A 20,784-nucleotide genomic window follows, 5' to 3' on the forward strand; every position below is an offset into this window, starting at 1 on the left:
ACTGGAACACCAAACGACGCCAGGAACGGCTGGGGGGACTGACCCCGGAGGAATTCCGGGACACGTTCCCCACAGCCCGGTCTGGTACCCTTTAATAAACCACGTCCAACTTTTGGGGCGCAGTTCAGTGGAGGGGGGCTGGCACGGCCGCAGGCCGTGACTGGGGGAGCGCCACCCGCCGCCGAAGGCCGTCCATAATCGCAGAATGCCGCCCGCTTCCCTTGGCCCCCTCGGGGTGGAGGGGGCTGTCAGCCGTAGGCTGACTGGGGGAGCGCCACCCGCTTCAGCGGGCTCAGTGCAGCGGCACCGCCGGGCTCAGCGTGCTACCGCTGTCGGTCGAACTGGACTGGCCATCGGACTCACTGCCCGACTTATCCCCCGACTTATCAGACGTGACCGGCTTGCCCGTCGAGAAGTCCACGGTCGACCCGTCCGTCGTCGGCGCACTCGGCGCCTCGTCACCGACCTTGCTGAACGGATCGTCGGCCTTGCTATCGGACGTGTTGCCGGACTTCGCCGATTCTCCCGTGCCCTTGGTGGACGAGCCGCTCTTGCTGTCGCTCGAGGAGTTGCCGTTCGCCATCTCGCTCGGCACCGGACGGACCGCCGGCGACTGCGACTGCTTGTTGAACGCTCCGGACACACCGGCGATGGTCAGCGCCGCGGCGAGCACGACGGCCACCGCTGCGGCGATCAGTTCTACGCGCTTGCGCTTGTCGGCCAGCAGCGCGGCGAATCCATGCGCCTGTTTCGTGGCGGTCTCCTTGGTCTCCGTCTGGTCGTCTTCTGTGTTTCGCATGATGCGAACTCCATCCATTACGTATTTATAAAGGTATTGATTGCGCTTGGCGGCAGTGTTGCGGCAATACCGCCAAGCATGGGTGTGGGGCGGTTCCTGTGTTTGCACGGGAACCGCCCCTCCCTCAGCACCGGCGCGGGCCACCCGACGGCACCAGCCGCCGAACCACCACGCCAGCCTTCAGCCGCGACGCCGGATCACCTGGTCGCCGGCAGCGTCGCGTCACCCGGCACGACGGACACACCGTCGACCGGGGACGGCCCCTCCGGCATCGACTTCGGCAGCTTCGAATCACCGCCGTCACCCATATCGGTGACGATATCATCGTTGAACAGGCGCACGACCCTCAACTCAGGCCCAACATAACGCTCCATAATGTTCCTCCTTACGAAAACCGGACTCTCACAGCTGCTTCGCGGCATCCGGAACGGCCAGAACGCCGCTCAACGCGCCACGAGACACATCGGTGCCGTCGTTCGTCTTCCAGGACGGCGTGACCTTCACCGTGTCGGACGCGAACGAATCCGGGATGTTGGACACGAAGGCCACGGCCCAGTACTGGCCGTCACCCATGTCGAAACCGGAATCCTTCACCCCGAACAGCCCGTTGTCGCGCCCCTTGACATCGGCCCGGCTGTACGCGGACGCGTTCAGCGTCAGAGTACGGCCATCCTGGGTGCCGTCCTGCCTGAAGAACGACACCTCAAACGACGCGCCGCCAAAATGCAGGTTCGGCAACGAGGACAGCACACGAATGTAGAACTTCCCCTTCATGCTCGCCGAACGCTGCACCAACACATTCTGCGTCTTCTCACCCACAAAATAACCAAACGGATACTTCGGAGAAGACGGGAACTTGCTGATCGAGGTCTTCAGCGTATTGTCCGAATACCAGCCGGCGAACAGGCCTGCGTTGGTAGCCTTCGGGAAGCTGCTGTCTTCGGTCGGGTTCTGCTTGGTGCCGTCGTAGTACGTGTAGGACGCCACATACAGCGGATCACCGTACAGGTAGACGGTGTTGCTGTCACCGGCGATGTAGCTCTGCGCGGAAGCCGCCCAGCGAGCGTACACATACTGAGCCGCGTGAATCGGGCTGTACGCACCGTAGGCAACGTCACCGTTGAAATCGTTCTCCGCCAATTCCTCGGCCCCACTGCGCGTGGCCAGGCTCTCTGCGTCAAACGAGGTGCTCGTGTCCTCCCCAGTCTGAGCAGGCACAGCGTACAGCTTGACATTCGTGTATGGGTTCGCCGTAGGATTGAAATCAATCGGCGATCCTTCTGCGAAATACTTGGAGCTGAAACCAGCGCCATGCTCGTCCTGCACCGGGGTAGCGAAACCGCCGTCAGCGGTGAACGTCTTGCTGCCAAGGACGATGCCGTTCTTGCCGGGAAGCACATTGACGGTCGACTGGCCAACGGTCTTGATGGGGGCATTTCCATTTGCCGCAGGGTTGTTGACCAGTGTGCCGCCGGAAATGTACGCTTGAGCGTTCTCCAAGGTCAGCGGGTACTTTGTTGTATCGATATCTGAGTTGTCTACGCCATAGCTGAGGATGCCGCCGTTCTGAACGTAAGAGGCTCCCCTGACATAGGCCTCGGGCATAGTGCCGCCCTTGACCTTCACATCGGCACCCCATGAGTTCACCGCGTACGAGTTATCCAGCGAATCGGAGTTCTCGGCTTCGACATTACCGTTGTTGATGGTTATGGTCGAGCCGGTAACCTGCTCTGCCTGAGGCACGTTGCACTGCGATTGGCCATTGCCGATGTGCTTGTCGCTGTTGTTCTTGGTGACGATGGCGGCATCGGATCCGTAGATGGTCTTACCCTTGTCAGCACCGGTGCCATTGCTGTCGATGGTCACGTTCGCATAGTTGCCCACGACGATGCCGAAAGCACAGTCTGTTCCCTGATTCGAGTTCAGTGAAGCGCCGCCGGTGAGAGTGAACGAGCTCTTGTGATCCGCATCGTCGCCACCGACGAACACCGGAATCTGGGCTTTGCCCCAATCTTCGCCGTTCGCGTTGTCATTGATGGTGACATTGGACAATGTAAGCGACGCACCCTTGGTGACCACAAAATGGATGTGGCTGATTGTGTGGCCATTTCCGTTAATGGTCAGAGGCCCGTTAGCAATGCTGTAGGAATCATAAGTGAATCCGCCAAAATCGACATCCGCAACAAGATCAATGGCATTGGTCTTTCCAGCAGCATAGTCCGACAGGCATTTCTTCAGGTTGGTGTCGGCGTTGCTACCAATCCACTGGGTGTTGTTCACTTGGCATACAGGCAAATCGGCCGCGTTCGCCACGGAGGTGACGCCGGCGCCGATCGTGCCCATCATGGCCAGGCCGAGGAGCGCGGCCAGACCCTTCTTCATGTTCTTAGTCCCCTGCATGTTTCTTCTTTCCTTGAAACGCACGATGCCCGCCGGACGGAGACGTCGCTTGTGGCGCGACCCGCACGGTGGGCATCGATGCTCTTTTTCGGATACGCAGTACACCGTACTCTCAATTGACTAGTTATGGTCCGTAAAGGTAAACGACAGGTGACTACTGTGATAAATCGTTTTATTCAACAGTCGAGGAAGCGCTGTATTACGGCAAATAATCATCAAACGGGCGCAATCTGCTGTACCACTATACGAACGTCTTTGTTTTCGAATGTGAACACCACTGGTTTGTGGCATGACCACGCTGCACGTGCCGCAGCCTCCCCTTCGTCACGCGGGACAGGCGGCCCAGGTGACGGGAGGTCGAGGGTGCGCAACGGAAGGATGAGTGCAGAGCAACAGACAGACAGATAGCTGTGTAACGGAAATCCTGAATACAAAGCGTAAATGTGGGGTGCCGGCCGAAACCGACACCCCACATGCTCGTACGGGAAGAAACCCACCGGGCCTCCACATGCCGACATGGAACCCAACGGGGCAAAAGCTTTCAAGCGGCCGCCAAAAAAGACCCCGAAGTTGGAACCGATTCCACACCAGCACCATCAAGAGTACAGCATCACGGCGATTCATAGCACAAACTGTCAACCCACCGAAATCCCGCGGCATGCAAACCCGAGGCGAACAGACGACGAGGACGCGCAGCATACCTTACAAAATACAATGTGGGGTGTCGGTCGAGACCGACACCCCACACCCATTTCATATAGGACGAAGTGACACGCCCTTAACACCGACATGGAACCCAACGAGGCAAAAGCTTTCAAGCGGCCGCCCAAAAAGACCCCGAAGTGAACCGATTCCACACCAGCACCATCAAGGGTACAGCATCATGAAGATTTCCGCCCACGGCGCACAAGCCGCCGCTCCTGTAGCATGGCTTGCACCGCACACGCGACGAAGTCGAGTCCTCTGAACCGGGACCGTCATCCGAGCAAGCGGTCGGCCGGGTCAACCGGCCCGGACGCCATTTCAATAAAAGGAGCCATAATGGCATCCAAAGTGGACCCCGGTCAACCCGGGCATAATCCCACGATCATCGCGATGATCGTGTTCGCACCATACGCCGACCGGCTGTGGGTGAGCACGCTCCTCGCCGCAACCGTGATCTACGGCATCGCCGTCGACTGGAAGACCCGGAAGTAACCGGGACGGCCACGCCCGCGCGCGACGGCACACAGGCGTGGCCGCTCACCTGCGCAGTCGCCGGCCTGTCAGTAGTAACCGGTCCAGCGTGAGCCGTCGGACTCGGTGATGATGCCGGAGCCGCTGTTCGGCTTGTCGGAATCGTTATCCGCGGAACCGTTGCCGCCGTTACCCTGCGAACCGTTACCGGAACCGCTGCCCGGCTTGTTCGCCCCGGAACCGCCGGATCCGCTGTTGCCGTGCGAAGTACCGTGCGAGGTCGAGCCGCTGTGGCTGCCGGTGCCGGCGTTGCCCGACGTTGAGCCGGACACGCTGGAGCTGTTCGAGGCCGTGCCGGATGCCGAACCCGAATCTGCATCGCCGAACAGCTCGCCGGCGTCGACGCTGTTGTCGCCCGTGGAGGAACCGTCACTGTCGCCGGTCGAACCGGACGAGTTGCCGTTCGAAGAGTCGGACGTGTTGGACTTGTTGGAATCGCTTGTGCCGGACTTGTCAGTGGAATCGCCGGATTGGCTGGAATCCGAACTGTTCCCGGAATCACCGGACGTGTTCTGCTGCGACGTGCCGGAGCCGTTGTCACCCGAGCCGTCGCCCGCCGAACCGCGGCCTGCAGAGCCGAACGCGACCACCAGCGCGATGATCAGCGCAAGAATCGCGACCGCGGCGGCCGCGACGATGATGATGGCGCGGTGGCCGTCGCGGGTTTCGCCGGACTCGTCCGCATGGGCGGCGGGGGCGGCGGCACGGGTGGTTCCGACTCCCGAGGTCGCGTTCTGCGCATCTTCATGCCTGGCCAGAGGATTGTCGCGGCCCGTCGCGTTGCCACGGTCATCGGCCGCAGACAAGTCAGTACTGAAATCGGTAGTGAACAGATCGGCATCGATATGGTCATTGCCGTTATCGTTGGCGCCGAACGCTCCGTCGCGCTCACCGTCGTGCAGTCCTTGCATGGCGTTCCTTCCGCTCTTCATCACAACTAACCCAGTATATAAGGAGCCGCGGAGGAGCTGGGGAGGAGCTGGCGGCAGGGTCGCGAGGTGGGACGCGAGCGCAACAACGCAGATTTCGACGCCGCGTCCCATTGGGATTTGGGACGGGAGGTCTTGCAACCGGTCACACAGTCCCGTATCCCACAAAACCATGGGACACAAGCACGCGTAACCGCTCACACGCACTCCCGTCCCAGATACAAATGGGACGCGAGCCCAACAACGCAGATTTCAGGCTCACATCCCACGTGCGATCCGCAAGCACAACGATTCCGGCATCCGAGTTCCCATGTCCGGATGCCCCGAGTACGGTCGGTTGTCACTATCCAACCGAACGTACTCGCAAAGGCGGGTTTGAGTACGGTCGGTTCAGAAAACCTAGCCGAACGTACCCACAAACCCAACTCCAAGCGCAACTCATTCAATATCCCCAACCGGCCATGCTCCGGATACCCGCATACCGCACGGTCAGCACACCAGTCATTACGACAGAAATCCCCACCCCATCCTGCGACCGCCATGTCACAGCGGGCGAACGCACGCTGTGACGGCGGCGGCAATCGCCAACGTTGCGCCGCCGCCGAATCCGCCGCACCACCCGAACCACCGGCGACGCGGCTCACGCCATCCGAACCGCCGGCAAATCCGTCACGCCGCTCGAGTCACGACCGGCGACGCGGCAGGTCACTCCAGCTCTTCACCGACCATCGCGGTAAAACTCGCGCGAACCGCGGCATCGCTGATCGTGCAGGCGAGCCGATACACCGGAACCGCAGCGAACAGCGCATCAAGCAGGCCGAGCATGTCGGCGACGGCGAGCGGCGACGACGGCTGATACGTCTGCCGCAGGATGAACGGCAACGCCTCGGCGGGGTCGAGCCGCACGCACGTGTTCGCGATGCCGGCGTCATCGTAGAACACAACGGTGCCCGGCCGCGCGACGTCGGATTGCTCACGCACGGCGGCCGACGCCGCGGTCGGACCGGACGACGCCGTACCGTCCGCAGTCGCATTACCCGCAACCGCACCGTCCACAGCTGTGCCTTCCACAGCCGCGTCGGGCGCAGACGAGGCCGCCCTGGCCGCGACTTCCGCGGACTCGTCCTCCACAGTCGTGCCGCCCGCCGCGCGGGTGACCACGCAGATGCCGGCGATCGGCGCACTCGTGTTGCGCTGCCAGCCCTCCTTGCCGCACCACGGCGTACCGTAAGCGATCACACGTCCGGCCAGCCCCTCGGCCAGCGGCTCGCCGTCGCGGTCGACGCGAAACAGCGGCTTGTCGCCGTTGATGATGTCGACGCGCTCCCCCAGAACGCGACGCCACTGTCGGATGTGCGTGGTTTTGCCGGTGCCGCTCGGCGCGGTGAACACGTACGCACGGCCGCCGTACTCGATGGTCGCACCGTGGAACAGCAGCCGGTTGAGCGCGGGGGCGGCGTCGGCGATCTGTCGGTAGACCGCGAGCGTTTCGAGATAGTCGTCACGCCACGTGCGCGTGTCTTCCGAGTCGCGTTCGCGGTCGATGTCCGGCTGCGTGGTCTCGACGACGATGTCGGCGGTCAGACGGTCGCTCTCGAAGCCGGACGACGGCAGCAGATAGTCGGCGCACTGCCGGGCGACGCGGTCGTACATCGAGCGGACGGCGACGGTCAGGTCGGCCACGCGCATGCGGAAGTCAGTCATTCTGCCATCATAATCCCGGCCACCGGCGAGCGCGGCTGGTCGCGGCGGCTACGCGACGGAACGTACCCGAAACCGCACACTCGAGTACGGTCGGTCAGAAATACTGAACCGAACGTACCCGAAACCGCCTGTTCGGGTACGGTGCGTTAGGATTTCATGACGGACCGTACTCGGCTCGCCGCACGAGTACGGTCGGTTGCGAGGACGGATTGCCGTCGCGGGGACGCTCCCCCAGTCTTCGCTACGCTCAGACAGCCCCCTCCACCGAGGGGGCCGAGGACACCACCCGAGCTCATGTTCGGCCGATCCACGAGTACGGTCGGTCAGAGAATATCGACGGAACGTACTCGAAACCGCACACTCGAGTACGGTCGGTTAGAAATCCTGAACCGAACGTACCCGGACAACCATGTACGAGTACGGTCGGTTGGGAACAATGACCTAGCGCGGGCGGCGTGCGGGATGCCCGGCGTGGACGCGCTCACGTTCGGCGCGCATGCGGGCGATGGCGCGTTGCGCCACGTCGTGCGACGAGCCGGCGCCCTCCCCCTTGACGCCGAACAGCACGATGAGCACCTGAATGAACACGATGAACGCGCTCACACGCAGCGTCCACTGCGTGCCGAAGATCGACGCGGCGATCCGGTCGCCGCCATGCAGCTGCGTCAGCGTTTCCATAAGAATCACCAGCACCGGGGCACCAATCGCGCCGGCGATCTGCCGCACGGTGTTCGTCACCGCCGAACCTGCCGACACTTCGCTCGGCTCGAGACAGTTGAGCGACCACGTGGTGATCGGCATGATGATGAATCCCATGCCGATCTGCCGCACGAACTGCCAGATCGACACCCACCAGATCCACGTATGCAGGTCGATCAGACTCATCATGACCGTGCCGAACAGCAGCACCAGCGTGCCGGTGAGCGCCACAGGCCGCGCGCCCAGCCGGTCCAGCAGCTTGCCGCCGAAAAACTGCGAGATGCACATGCCGAACGCGCCCGGCATCATCACCAGGCCGCTAATCGTCGCCGAAAAACCGCGGTCGTTCTGGATGTACAACGGCATGATCACCATGATCGAGCTGAACGCGAAGAAGCTGAGCGCCGCGCAGATCGTGCCGATGGTGAAGCTGCGGTTGCGCAGCACGCCAAGGTTGAGCAGCGGCGGTTCGGCCGGCTTGCCGCTGCCGGACGTCGCGCCGGATGTCGCTGTGCCGCCGGCAGCCTCCGCGTACGCACGCGCACGACGCACCTGACGCACCACAAACCAGACGATGCCGCACACGCCGACCAATACCGCGCCCCACACCATCGGATGCGAGAACGGATACGACTCGATGTTCGTGAAACCGAACATCAGTCCGCCGAAACCGATCACCGACAGCACGACCGAGAAAAAGTCCGCCTTCGCCAGACGGTCGATCTCACCGAAGTTGTGCAGGCCGAACACGGCGAGCGCAAGGCAGAACACGCCGATCATCGTGAGCGTGAAGAAAATCGAACGCCAGCCGAACGCGTCGGTCTGCATGCCGCCGAACGTGGGGCCGAGCGCGGGGGCGACGCTCATCGCCATGCCGACCGTGCCCATCGCCATGCCGCGGCGCGACAGCGGATAAATCGAGAACACGGTGATCTGCAGCACCGGCCACATCACGCCGGTGCCGATCGCCTCGAGCAGACGGCCGGCGAGCACCACGAGGAACGTGGGGCCCATCCACGCGAGCAGCGAGCCGACAGTGAACACGGACATCGAGACGATGACGATCTGCCGCGTGGTGAAGCGGCGCGTCAGAAACGCCGTGAGCGGTACCATCACGCCCATGACCAGCTGAAAGATCGACGTGAGCCACTGGCCGGTGGTCACAGAGATGCCGAATTCCGAGACGATGGTCGGCAGCGCGGCGCTCAGCTGCAGCTGGGTGAAGTTGCCGACGAACGTGATGAACGTGAGGATGGCGAGCGAGGCGAGCGCCGTGCGCGTGAGTTTGCCGTTCACGTAGCTTTCGCTGCCGGTAAGGGCCTGGGCGAGGGCTTTGGTGCGGACGGCGGCGCGCGGGCGGCGGGCGGCGGATGCAGACGTGTCGTTATCGTTCACGTCGCCGGTGTTCGTCGTGATGGGGCTCCCCTTCTTCGTCATGCCTGTTCCTTTGACATCGTTCGCTGATCGCGGCACAGACGCGGCCGATACCGCGGGAAGCCGTTTTTGACCCCAACAGTCTACGCCGGGGCATGGGCAAGTTTGGGTGAGGGTGAGGTGGTGCGGGGGTGAGGGTGGGGCGCGCATTGACCGACCGTACTCGAAAGAAGGTCCCTGAGTACGGTCGGTTGAGAATTGACAACGAACCGTACTCCAAGGGACCCTACGAGTACGGTACGTTCGGATTTATCAACCGAACGTACTCCAATGCGCCCTACGAGCACGGTTGGTTGAGAATCACAGACCGGGAACGCTCCCCCAGTCGGCTCCGCCGACAGCCCCCTCCACCGAGGGGGCCAAGAGCAGCGACAGTCCGAGGCGGCAGCAGGACGAGTACGGTCGGTTGAGAATTATCAACGAACCGTACTCCAAGGCGCCCTACGAGTACGGTTCGTTGAGAATCACAGACCGGGAACGCTCCCCCAGTCGGCTCCGCCGACAGCCCCCTCCACCGAAGGGGCCAAGAGCAGCGACAGTCCAGGTGCGGCGGTCGACCGGCCGACCGCACTACTTGCCGAGAATCGTGAGCGCGATGAGCAGCACGTTGAGCGCGACGATCAGTGCGGCGACGGCGATGAAGATCACATGCTTGACCGTGCCATCTGCATACCGGCCCATGAGCGTGCGGTCGTGCGTGTAACGCAGCAGCGGGATAATCGCAAACGGGATGCCGATCGACAGGATCACCTGGCCGATGACCAGCGCCATGGTCGGGTTCGGCGCGAACCACAGCACGATGAGCGCCGGCACCAGCGTCACGATACGGCACGCCCACATCGGCGCCTTGATGCGCAGCAGACCGTGCATGATCTCCGAGCCGGCGTACGTGCCGACCGACGTCGAACTCAGCGACGAGGCGAGCAGGCCGATCGAGAAAATCGTGCCGACCACCGGTCCAAGCACCGAGACGATCGCACGTTGCGCGCCTTCGATCGTGTCGGTGCCGGTCATGCCGTACAGCGAGTTCGCGGCGATGATCAGCAGGCACACGTTGACCGAACCGGCCAGCAGCAGAGCCCACGCCACGTCGATCTTGGAGCCGTGCAGCAGCTGCGGCACCGTCGGCTTCTTCTCGCCGGGGCCGTAATGGTCATTGACAAGCGTGGAATGCAGGTAGATCGCGTGCGGCATGACGGTCGCGCCCAGCATGGACGTGGCCATGAGCACCGAGTCGGAGCCACCGAAACGCGGCACGAGACCGCCGAGCACGGCGAGCGGGTTCGGCGGCGCAATGAACAGGCCGAAAATGAAACCGAACGTGATGACCAGCAGCAACGCGATGACGATCTTCTCGAACAGCCGGTGCGTGCGTCCACCCTGGAACCACAGCAGTACGGTGGAGATCGCGCCGATCACCAAGCCGCCGACGAACAGCGGCAAGCCGAACAGCAGGTTGAGCGCGATGGCGCCGCCGATCACCTCAGCCAGATCCGTGGCGATGGCGATGACCTCCGCCTGCATGAAGAACATGAACCGTCCGGCATCGCTCATGCGCTCGCCGAGCAACTCCGGCAGACTCTTGCCGGTCACGATGCCGAGTTTCGCGGACTGGTACTGGATCAGCACGCTCATCGCGTTCGCCAGCACCAGCACCCACACGAGCAGGTAGCCGTAGCGCGCGCCCGACGTGATGTTCGCGGCCACGTTGCCGGGGTCGACGTAAGCGACCGCGGCGACGAACGCGGGGCCGAGGATGCCGGCGAGGGCGTGACCATGGTGTTCGTGGTGGTGCGGCTGCTGTTGGGCTGCGGCGACGTGCGCGGCCGGGTTGGCTGCGGCTGCTCCTGTCTGACTTGCGGCTGGCTCGTTGTGTGTCTGCTGATCGTTACTCATGATGCTGTGTTGCGGCCCCTTTCGTTCCGTGGAATGGTATAGTCCCGGCATGTTACGGATGCTCGACGGTCAAGCAGACGGATGATGTACGGCGAGGGAAATGTGCCGCAGACCGTGGGTGCGGCAGGGTGTGCGGTTCGATGGCCGACCTCCGTGTGTTGCCACAACTCGACAAAATCGGCGTCTCGAGCGAGTTGTGGCAATCCGGCGTGACACAAGTCGTCAAAAGCGCCCGTTTGGACGAGTTGCGGCAACAAACCAGGCCGAATCCGGCTGGTCCGGGCGATTCCGATTGCCACAAGTCGTCCGAAACGCTGATTTTGTCGAGTTGTGGCAATCGGGCAGGCACAACGACGCAGTCCGGCATCGTCTGGATGCCCAATGACCAGCCTCCCCTGTGTCCCGAACGCACGAAATCGCCGTTTTTGTCGTTTCGGGACGTCCCGAAACGACAAAAACGGCGTTTCTGCTGTTATGGGACGTCCCGAACGTGCAGAACGGGCGGATTTGCACTTACGGGACATGTGCCGTACAGAAGCACGACAACGGTATTTCCGTGAAATCGTTGGAAAATGACGCTTTTGAGCATAGCGCCGATATTGACGGAAGGCAGGATCGGCAGTGCGGAGGCATGCGTATGGTCCCGAATGCGCAACAACGTCGATTCTGTCGTTACGGGACGTCCCGAACGCGCAAAACGGGCGGATTTGCACTTGCGGGATACGGTTGCCGTCCTCACGCGCCGGTACATCACCGGGGGATTGTTTTTTCGCAGCCGGAGCCGGGTCCTATGCTGTAGCGGGTGGCGCTCCCCCAGTCACGGCTTACAGCCGCGACAGCCCCCTCCGCCGAGGGGGCCGAGACGCCGGGCCGACCGGCAATGTCTCAGTCTCGCTACGCTCGACAGCTCCCGCCAGCGGGAGCGGACAAGCGATATCCTCTCCGCATCTCAGCTCCCGCCAGCGGGAGCGGCGGGAGCGGCGGGAGCGGCGGGAGCGGTCCGGTTTAGCTTTGCGGGAGCTGCTGCGCCGGGCAGGATCGCAGCACGGAAAGCATGGCGCGTCGCTCGGCCGTGGTGACGGTCAGCTGGTACTTGGTCTTGACGCCGACCTGCCGGGCAACATAGTCGCACCGGTACGCCGAGTTCGTCGGCAGCCAGTACGCGGCCGAAGCCGAACCCTTCTCCTGGTTGGCCGGACCGTCGACGGCGAGCAGGTTCATCATGTCATTGCCGAACCGGTAACGTTTCGCCGTGGTCCAGTCGCGCGCGCCGGACTGCCATGCGTTCTCCAGCGCGACCACATGATCGATCTGCACGGCGGCGCTCGTGCTGCGGCCGCGCGTGAACCGGATCGTCTTGCCGGTGTACGGGTCGTCGAGAACGCCGGCGTCGACCTGGCAACGTTTGCGCGAGTCGAACGTGACGTCGGTCAGGTCTCGGGCGAGCACGTCCTCGCGCACGTCGCAGCCGTTGCCGTCCGTATCGGTCTCACGGTAGCCGAACGCGTCACGGTCGTAGCCGGCCTTGCTGGGATGGTCGTCGACGGTCAGTTTGTTCAACGCGTCGGCGGCAGGGCCGCTGGCCGCGTACTCGCCGGTGATTTCGCCGACTGTCGGACTGACTTTCGGCAGAAACAGGCCGATGGTGACGCCCACCACCGCGGCGGCGAGCAGCAGAATCAGGAACCGTTCCAGCGGCGAGTCGCCACGGAACCGCCGCTTGCGGAAGTGCGTGCGGCGGCCGTAGCCGTAACCCCGGCCGCGGCCGCCGCGTCCACGATAGCGTCGTTTCGGCATCAGGCGTACGAGAAGGTGAGCGGATCGTGTCCGGCGCGCTTCGGACCGTCGAGCGCGTCGATGGCCGCGTGCTCGTCGAGCGTGAGCGCGAAGCCGAACACGTCGAGGTTCTGACGCTGGCGTTCCTCGTGCACGGACTTGGGGATGATGATGGTGCCGTTCTCGATGTGCCAACGCAGGATCACCTGCGCCGGGGAGACGTTGTGCGCCTTGGCGATTTCGGCGATCGTGCCGTTGCCGGCGTTGAGGTCGGCGCCGCGGGCCATCGGCGAGTACGCTTCGACGGCGATGCCGTGCTCCTTGCAGAAGGCGACCACGTCGCGCTGCTGCCACGTGGGGTGCAGCTCGATCTGGTTGACGGCCGGCCATTCGCCGGTCTCCTTGTGCAGGCGCTCAAGATGCTCGGGCAGGAAGTTGCACACGCCGAGCGTGCGCACGCGACCCTCCTCGCGCAGCTTGGCGAACGCCTTCCACGTTTCGCCGGCGCGCCAGTCGAACGGCGTGGGCCAGTGGATCATGTACATGTCGACGTATTCGACGCGCAGCAGGCTCAGCTGACGGTCGAACGCGGCGAGCGCGCTGTCGTAGCCCTGCTCGGAGTCGCGCAGCTTGGTGGTCACCCACAGCTTCTCGCGCTTGCGGCCGCGGTTGTAGCCGGTCGCGGCGAGCGCGTTGCCCACGCCGCCTTCGTTGTTGTAGCCCGCCGCGCCGTCGATGTGACGGTAGCCGAGGTGCAGTGCGGTCTCGACGACGGGTGCGACGTCCTCATCCTTGATGCGCAGCAGCCCCAAGCCGATCTGCGGGATCTCGTCGTCATCATTGAGCTTGATATGCGGTACGCTTGCAGCGGCTGCAGCAACAGCCAGATCGCTGGTTCCCAGCACTATGACTCCTTGTCTTTTCAACGGCTCGACACGGTCGCTCCCTGTCCCCGCCGCGCGGGGTGCAGTGGAACCACGAAGCCAATCCTATCCTTACGAAACTATACGTCATACCGGGCACAGCCGCACGGGATGCGGGTGGCGGTGGACAGCGGCGGGTGACGGGCGACGATGGAAGCCGTGCAGCGGCTCCACCTCATAACCGACCGTACTCGTAGCGGCGTGGTTGAGTACGGTCCGTTGATATTCCATGACGGACCGTACTCGTAGCGGTACGTACGAGTACGGTCGGTCATGCATCTAACTGTTCGAGGTACAACATGCATATATAAAGGAGCGCCGGCGTGCGGGTGGCACGTCGGCGCTGGGGGGCGCTTGGAAATGCGCTGCGGACCGCGGGTTGCGGACTGCGGACTCAGCCGAGGGTGTGGATCGGACCGAAGTTCATGGAGTCGGAATCGGGATGGGTCGGGTCGTAGGCCGGCTCGGAGGAGCCGCCGTTGCCGCCGTTGTCCGAGCTACCGCCGTTGCCGGATCCGCTGCCGGGCTTGGTTGCGGAGCCGCCGTTCGAGCTGCTGCCGCCATTGCCGGGCTTGGTGGACGACGAGCCGTTGCCATGGGAGCCGCTGGACGAGCCGTGGTTCGGCTTGTTGGACGGCTTGGAGCTCGGCTTGCTGGACGAGCCGTTCGACGAGCTGCCGGCGTTCAGACCGGAGTTGCTGCCGGACTGGGACGTGCCGGACTGCGTGGTGCTCGACTGAGTCGAAGAGCCGGACGTTGCGGTGGTGCCGGACGTTGCGGTCGCCGTTGCGGAGCTGCCGGACTGCGCGTCATCAGTACCGTTCAACGCTGCTTCCACGTCCAGCACGCCTTCGCCGTCCTGCGAAGGGTCGAGCGACTTGTTGCTGGATTCGCTGCCGGACTTGCTGTCAGACTCGCTGTCCGAGGAGCTGAAGGATCCGGTGGAATCCTCACCTGCCGACTGCGAGCTCGAAGCCGTCACACGGCTCGGGCCCTGCTTTGCGACGCCGCCGAACGTCATCACGCCGACCGCGACAAGCAGCGCCACGACCAGAGCCGCCGCGAACGCTGCGATCACGATGTGCCGCGCGTCCAGACGGGCCAGCAGGCCGTTGCCCGCCGCCGCACGCGGCTTCGCGGCATGGCTGCCGCCAGCCGGTTGGGCCGCGGACTGCAGCGTCATGTCGTCATCATGCTGCTCATTGACGGTCTTGAGATTCTGCTCGTCGTTCATGTTCCACCCCATGTTGGTCATCTTGCGGTCGATCCTTCACGCACTCAGTTCAGACCGAGGGAGAACGTGTTGGCGCTTTCGCCGTCCAGCTCGCCCTCGCCGTTGTTGTTGCCACTGCCGTTGGTGCCACCGGTCATATTGGAAGCGCAAATCACGTCCACGATGCCAAGAGAGCGAACGCTCATCATCGGCTGTTCATACTGCTTCTTCATCATCATTAGTCTTCTTTGCTTACTGCCGTGTCGATGTTGTCTTCAACACAATTCGTTTTGCTTTACGGGTTTCGGTGGTTCCTGTCCGGGCATCGGCCATCCGCCTCTGCCCGGACAGGAACCAACCATTCACCAATCAGTCGGCATCGTCAGCCGTCACGGTGAACGTGACCTGCTCGCCGGTCACGACCGTTCCATCGAGCGTCGTCCACTTCGGGGTGACGGCCAGCTTGGAGCCGACCTTCACGTTCTTGACGATCGCGGTGGTCACGTAACGCGCATCACCCTGGCTGATGTCCGCCTCGTAACCGTCAGTACCCTTGTAGGGGCTCTTCTCGACGGTCTTCTTGGCGCCGTTCGCCGTGATGTAGTCGAACGCGGTGGTCGTCTTGGCGGTGCCAAGCAGCTTGCCGTCCAGCGTGACGGTGAACAACGCGTTGGAGAAGTTGTAGCTGTCCACGCCGGCGATGAGACGCACGTTCACGTAATCGCTCTTGCCGTTGGTGGCGGCAGAGGTCTGATAGTTCTTCACCGCCATCGTGTCCTTGCTCACGAAGTGCGCGTACAGGGTGCCGGAGTACTTCGCGGTGTCCACGACGATCGTGTCGTTGTACGTGCCGTTGAAGCCGTCCTTGGTGGGATCCCACTTGTGGTGCTTCGGGTTGTTCACGGAGTCGGCGGCGTTCTCGTACGGCTTGGCCTGGATGGCGTCCTCCTCGCCGAACTTGGTCTGGCTGGTGTACCAGCCGGCGAACAGGTCATCGCCCTGGGTAGGGACGTCGGTCGGGTTGTACGCGTCGGTCCACGGCTGGCCGTAGAGGACGACGGTGCCGGCGGTGCCGGAGTTGACCGCGTCGAAGATGGTGTCGGCGCCGATCTTGCTGCCGCTGGAGATGACCTCACGGCCGTAGATGGCCTGACCGAGGACGTCCGGGTAGGACGCGCTGATGGTGCCCTTGGTGTAAGTGGAGGTGCTCAGCGGGGCGGCTTTCGGGTCAGAACCAGAGGTCTCCTTGGCAACGAGCTCCTGCAGCTGGGCGAGGGTGTCGTCCTTCTTCGTGGCGGCGCTGTGCCAGAGCTGGTAGTCGTTCTCAGTGGTGTCGTTGGCGACGCCGGCCGAACCGGAGACGTGGGCGTCGGGGTTCACCGTCGCACTGAAGCCGGCCTTGTCGGCCTTGGTCTGGTCGATCCAGTACTGGCGGTTCGCGATGGTCGCCTCGCCCTTCTCCGTCGGCAGGATGTTGATGCGGGCAGTGGATTCGGATTCGATGATCTTCTTGGTGTCGTGCTGCGAATGAGTGTCATTGATATGACCGGCAACAAGATTCACCTTCGCGCCACCACGAAGCTCAAGCGCCCAGCTGTCGGTCGCTGCCTTGTAGGCGTCCTCATCGGTTTCGACCGCAGGGTCAAGCTGGGCATACGGATTGTTGATGTTCAGCGTACCGGTCGTGCTAGAGCCGTTGTGCTTGGAATCCACGCCATTGCCAATCTTGGTGTTGCTGATTTTGACGTTTCCAGTACCGATGATGTTCACCGTAGCGGACGACGAGACGGCACCGTTCAGATACGTCTTTCCAAGCGCGGCGCTGTCCTTCTGGTTGGAGTAGGTGCCGTTGCTGATGTTGATGGTGGCGTTATTGACTCCCGGCTCAGAGTAGACGGCAGCATCACGGCCCCAGACGGTGGGGTAATCAACATTTCGATTAATTTTCAGAACGCCAAGGATTGCATTGAGGCCTTTGACCAAAATGCCAACAACGGGGATGCTCTCCAAATTAATCTGCAAATCAATTCCAGACTGGACAGAACGCTTATATTCACCAGAACTATTGAGATTAACCGTGGACCCATTGGAAGTAACTGCAATTGCCCGCTGCTGTTTCTGAGCACCATTCGTGCCAGAAGCAACGTGAGCAGTATCTTCAAGATTCAGTGTTCCTCCCGACACTTTGATGGCTTCCGATATGCCGTCATAGTTTTTGAGGGTAAATGAACCCAAATTGATGCCCACCAATTTAAGCAGACTGATACCCGCAAGATTCACATCATCAACGACGATGGTGCCACCCAAAGTGAGCGTGATATTCGACGGCACGTCAAACGTCACATTACGAAGAATGGCGGAAGAACCGATGCCCCTAATCGTCACGGAATGCTTCAACGCGTAATGCGCAGGCTCCTTGTATCCCTGATTCGTGTCAGAGCCAATCCCCAAATCCGCGAGATCATCATCCGTGTTGAACTTAATGGTGCTGGACACCTCAATGTTGCTGTCGCCGCCTTCGATGCACCCATCGAACGACTTCTGGTCGCTCGCGATGCACGTGCTGTCTGCGGCGTTGGCGGGGGCGACGGCCACGGTGGAGACCACCATCGCGATGACCGCGATGACGGCCGCCGCAGCGCCCCTCAATCCCTTGTTACGCATAAGTCTTGTCCTTCTCTTGTACTTTTCAGAACATCCCACTACGTACCCCATTACTTAGCGACAACCGGATATGCATGACCGCACCGAAGGAACCGGCCACGCAGGCGGCCGTGCGATGGGTAAGGATTACGGGTGTTCCGTTACGTAAGTGGAATGTAGCGGAACCACCAAACCAAAACACAAGCACCCACACAGCGTCTAATAAAATGTTTCAACCACTGAAAAAACATCATTCCTTCACTTTTTGTTAACGCTTACAATTTGCGACACGCCGGAAACGCCGAAACAGCGGAACATATCTACCTGTCGCACACCCACGCCGCTACGCTGGTGCATATCCCATCGCCGTGTTTGAGAGGAAGAGATATGGCGGGACTGTTCCACGTTGCCCGAAAGCAGCACAACCCACTCGGGTCGGCCGTGCAGACGGCCGGCTCCGGACGCTACACGTTTGGCCTCGCACTGAGCGCCGGACTCGCCGGGCTGCTCTACGGCTACGACACGGTCTCCGTCTCCGGCGCCATCGAATTCCTCGACAACCGTTACGCACTCGGCACCATGATGGAAGGCCTCGTGATCTCCTCCATCATCATCGGCGCGGTCATCGGCGCTGCAAGCGCAGGCTTCATCTCCGACCGGTTCGGCCGCAAACGCATCCTCGTCGTCGGAGGCGTCATCTACTTCTTCGCCGCGATCTGGAGCGCCTGCACGTTCACCCCATACGACCTGATCACCGCGCGCATCATCGGCGGCTACGGCATCGGCCTGACCGCGGCGCTCGCCGTCACCTACATCACCGAGTCCGCACCAACGGCGATCCGCGGCACGCTCGCGTTCTCCTATCAGATGCTCACCGTGTGCGGCATCATCCTGACGAACGTCACCAACTACGTGATCGCCTCATACGGCACGTACGGCTGGGATCTTTCGACCGGCTGGCGCTGGATGCTCGGCCTGGGCGGCGTGCCGGCGGTGATCTTCGTGGCGGCCATGTGGCACGCGCCCGAAAGTCCGCGCTACCTGATCCAGCGTGGCCGCACCGAAGAAGGGTTCACGGTGCTCGAACAGATCGTGGGCACGCAGAAGGCGCGCGTGCGCACCGACGACATCCAGGCGTCGGTCAAACTTGAGCAGACGATGTCGAACGAGTTCACGTCGCTGTTCCGCCCCGGCTTGCGCAAGGCGCTGCTCATCGGCATCTTCCTGGCCGTGTTCAACCAGGCGATCGGCATGAACGCGATCTCATATTACGGACCGGTCATGTTCTCGCGCATGGGATTCGGCGGCGACACCGAGTTCCTTGCGGCCGCGTGCGTGGGCGGCGTGGAGCTGGCGTTCACGGTCGTCGGCCTGTACCTGATCGATGCCGTCGGCCGCAAACGGCTGATGACGGTCGGCTCCCTGCTCATGGTGCTGTTCGCGGTCGGCATCGCCGGCTCGTACTTCGCCGGGCGGCCGCTGCTCACGCTGGTGTGCGTGATGCTGTTCACCGCCGCGTTCGCAGTGTCGATGGGGCCGATTCCATGGATCGTGATCCCCGAACTGTTCCCGACGTTCCTGCGCGGGCGTGCGACAGGCCTGTGCGTGATGTGCCTGCTATTCGTCAACGGCCTGATCGCCCAGTTCACGCCGCTGATGATCGACCATCTCGGCGGAGGCGTCACGTTCGCCATCTTCGCCGGCATCGACCTGCTGTGCTTCATCGGCGTAATCATTCTGGTGCCGGAGACGATGGGACGCACGCTGGAGGAGATCGACCGCATGTGGCAGCCGCACACCGAACTCGCGGCAGCCCACTACGCGCTCAGCTCCGCGGACGCGAACATCCGCCACGCACGGGCCACGCTCGCCCGCATCGAAAACGAGCGCATGCAGGCCATGGGCATCCTCGACGCCGCACAGCACGCGCGTCTCGACGCCCAACAGCGCATCTTCGCCGCCGAAGCGCAGCAGCGCGAACGCAAGGAGCGGCTGGAACAGGAGGCTGTGGAGAAGCGGCGGAAGGCGACGGCTCAGAAGAACGTCGCCCGAAAGGACACAGCCCGGAAGGACGCTGAAGCTCGGCAGCAGCGTCAGACGGCAGCGCAGGGCGGACAGAGGCAGTCTCGCGTGAACGCGACGGTGCCGCCCGTGCCGCTGCCGGGCTCGGCCGCGAACGCGGCAGTCGCTAGAGCTGCTGCAGGCGCTGGAGCTGCTGCAGCGGCTGCAACCGGGGCAGCGACAGCCGAGACAGCGGCAACGGCAAGGCCGGCCGCGGCAGCAGCGTCGGCCGCGGCAGCAACATCGTCGGAAACGACATCAGCGTACGCAACCGCAACGAACGCGGCAGAACATGCAGCTGCCGGAACCGTTCACGCGGCGGCCGGCGAAGTCAACGACGCGTCAACAGCAGAGGGTGAGGCAGCGTCGTACGTGCGCGCTTTCACCACAGGAGACGGACGCCACGGCTCGCAGTCGTCCGGATATCACGGCATGCACGATGACGGTATCGCAGCGCGCATCAACGGTCTGCTTGACGCGCTCGACCGCGGCGAACTCGGCGACGACTTCGACTCGGATGACGGGCCGACGATTCCGACACGATACGCACTGAAGGACGACGAGGACGGCCGCGACACGGCCGCGGGTGCGGCGCACGCAGACGGACGCGTCCATGCGGACAGTCGCATGGACGGTCAAGCTGACGGACGCTGGGACATTCCTGACCTGCCAGACGACATCCACGACCTCGATGGCAGCACGTTCCAGCCGCAGCAGACCGCGTTGCCGCCGATGCCCTACACGCAGCACGACAACGTGCCGCGCCCCCACGCCGAAACGGCATGGGATGCGGGATACTGCGAAAGCCACTACGACAGCCAGACCTCGTCTGCCGAATACGCGCGCGAAACCCGGGCAATCAACCACGCGCTCGACTCACTGGACGCACTGATCCGCGATTGATACGCGAGTGATGCGCGGGGTACTGCGGCGGGTGACCACCCTCAGACTTCGCTGCCGCTCAGACAGCTCCCGCCAGCGGGAGCCCTCGTAAGCAGACGACCGCCTATTCGCCCCCGCCGGCGGGGGCTCCCGCGAAGCGGGTGGGGCGGCCACCCGTGATTCACAGGA

General features: G+C 62.9%; 15 protein-coding genes. 3 read left to right on the plus strand and 12 right to left on the minus strand.

Annotated elements, in window-relative coordinates; genetic code table 11:
• Positions 1 to 292 precede the first annotated feature (292 nt).
• The 3 genes from F7D09_RS05505 to F7D09_RS05510 all read right to left on the minus strand — a co-directional run bounded on the left by F7D09_RS05505 (position 293) and on the right by F7D09_RS05510 (position 3,181).
• On the minus strand, positions 293 to 799 hold the full coding sequence (locus tag F7D09_RS05505) for a hypothetical protein (RefSeq protein ID WP_152234414.1): 507 nt from the start codon (positions 797 to 799) through the stop codon (positions 293 to 295).
• A 197-nt stretch (positions 800 to 996) separates the two neighbouring features.
• On the minus strand, positions 997 to 1,173 hold the full coding sequence (locus F7D09_RS11120; protein WP_193312346.1) for a hypothetical protein: 177 nt from the start codon (positions 1,171 to 1,173) through the stop codon (positions 997 to 999).
• A 28-nt stretch (positions 1,174 to 1,201) separates the two neighbouring features.
• On the minus strand, positions 1,202 to 3,181 hold the full coding sequence (locus tag F7D09_RS05510; protein WP_152234415.1) for a hypothetical protein: 1,980 nt from the start codon (positions 3,179 to 3,181) through the stop codon (positions 1,202 to 1,204).
• A 1,059-nt stretch (positions 3,182 to 4,240) separates the two neighbouring features.
• Between F7D09_RS05510 and F7D09_RS11125 the strand changes: the two genes are divergently transcribed.
• Entirely contained in the window at positions 4,241 to 4,396 is a 156-nt protein-coding gene (locus tag F7D09_RS11125) for a hypothetical protein (protein ID WP_193312347.1), read from the plus strand.
• A gap of 68 nt (positions 4,397 to 4,464) precedes the next feature.
• Here F7D09_RS11125 and F7D09_RS05515 read toward each other — a convergent pair whose 3' ends face one another.
• The 9 genes from F7D09_RS05515 to F7D09_RS05550 form a co-directional block, all read right to left on the minus strand.
• A complete protein-coding gene (locus tag F7D09_RS05515) occupies positions 4,465 to 5,346 on the minus strand; it encodes a hypothetical protein (RefSeq protein WP_152234416.1) in 882 nt (293 codons plus the stop codon).
• A gap of 723 nt (positions 5,347 to 6,069) precedes the next feature.
• Entirely contained in the window at positions 6,070 to 7,068 is a 999-nt protein-coding gene (locus tag F7D09_RS05520; RefSeq protein ID WP_152234417.1) for a hypothetical protein, read from the minus strand.
• A 441-nt stretch (positions 7,069 to 7,509) separates the two neighbouring features.
• Complete coding sequence (locus F7D09_RS05525) at positions 7,510 to 9,204, minus strand: MDR family MFS transporter (RefSeq protein WP_152234418.1); 1,695 nt, start codon at positions 9,202 to 9,204, stop codon at positions 7,510 to 7,512.
• Between the two features lie 567 nt (positions 9,205 to 9,771).
• On the minus strand, positions 9,772 to 11,097 hold the full coding sequence (locus F7D09_RS05530) for an Nramp family divalent metal transporter (RefSeq protein WP_152234419.1): 1,326 nt from the start codon (positions 11,095 to 11,097) through the stop codon (positions 9,772 to 9,774).
• Between the two features lie 1,005 nt (positions 11,098 to 12,102).
• Entirely contained in the window at positions 12,103 to 12,894 is a 792-nt protein-coding gene (locus F7D09_RS05535; RefSeq protein ID WP_152234420.1) for an HNH endonuclease family protein, read from the minus strand.
• Positions 12,894 to 13,760 carry an aldo/keto reductase gene (locus F7D09_RS05540; protein WP_376862944.1) on the minus strand — a complete coding sequence of 289 codons (867 nt, stop codon included), beginning with the start codon at positions 13,758 to 13,760 and terminating at the stop codon, positions 12,894 to 12,896. The genes F7D09_RS05535 and F7D09_RS05540 overlap by 1 nt, the downstream gene beginning before the upstream one ends.
• Positions 13,761 to 14,190: 430 nt before the next feature.
• Positions 14,191 to 15,051 carry a hypothetical protein gene (locus tag F7D09_RS05545; protein WP_152234422.1) on the minus strand — a complete coding sequence of 287 codons (861 nt, stop codon included), beginning with the start codon at positions 15,049 to 15,051 and terminating at the stop codon, positions 14,191 to 14,193.
• Between the two features lie 23 nt (positions 15,052 to 15,074).
• A complete protein-coding gene (locus tag F7D09_RS11130; RefSeq protein ID WP_193312348.1) occupies positions 15,075 to 15,248 on the minus strand; it encodes a hypothetical protein in 174 nt (57 codons plus the stop codon).
• A 130-nt stretch (positions 15,249 to 15,378) separates the two neighbouring features.
• The gene (locus tag F7D09_RS05550; RefSeq protein WP_152234423.1) at positions 15,379 to 17,031 is read right to left on the minus strand and encodes a hypothetical protein; all 1,653 of its coding nucleotides are present in this window, start codon (positions 17,029 to 17,031) and stop codon (positions 15,379 to 15,381) included.
• Between the two features lie 460 nt (positions 17,032 to 17,491).
• On the opposite strand from F7D09_RS05550, the gene F7D09_RS05555 reads away from it, so the two are divergent.
• A complete protein-coding gene (locus F7D09_RS05555; protein ID WP_152234424.1) occupies positions 17,492 to 17,731 on the plus strand; it encodes a hypothetical protein in 240 nt (79 codons plus the stop codon).
• 308 nt (positions 17,732 to 18,039) lie between these two features.
• Positions 18,040 to 20,616, plus strand: coding sequence for a sugar porter family MFS transporter (locus F7D09_RS05560; protein ID WP_152234425.1), 2,577 nt, complete (start codon positions 18,040 to 18,042; stop codon positions 20,614 to 20,616).
• Positions 20,617 to 20,784: the final 168 nt, after the last annotated feature.

Origin of the sequence: Bifidobacterium leontopitheci (assembly GCF_009193355.1) — a bacterium.
Taxonomy (GTDB): domain Bacteria; phylum Actinomycetota; class Actinomycetes; order Actinomycetales; family Bifidobacteriaceae; genus Bifidobacterium; species Bifidobacterium leontopitheci.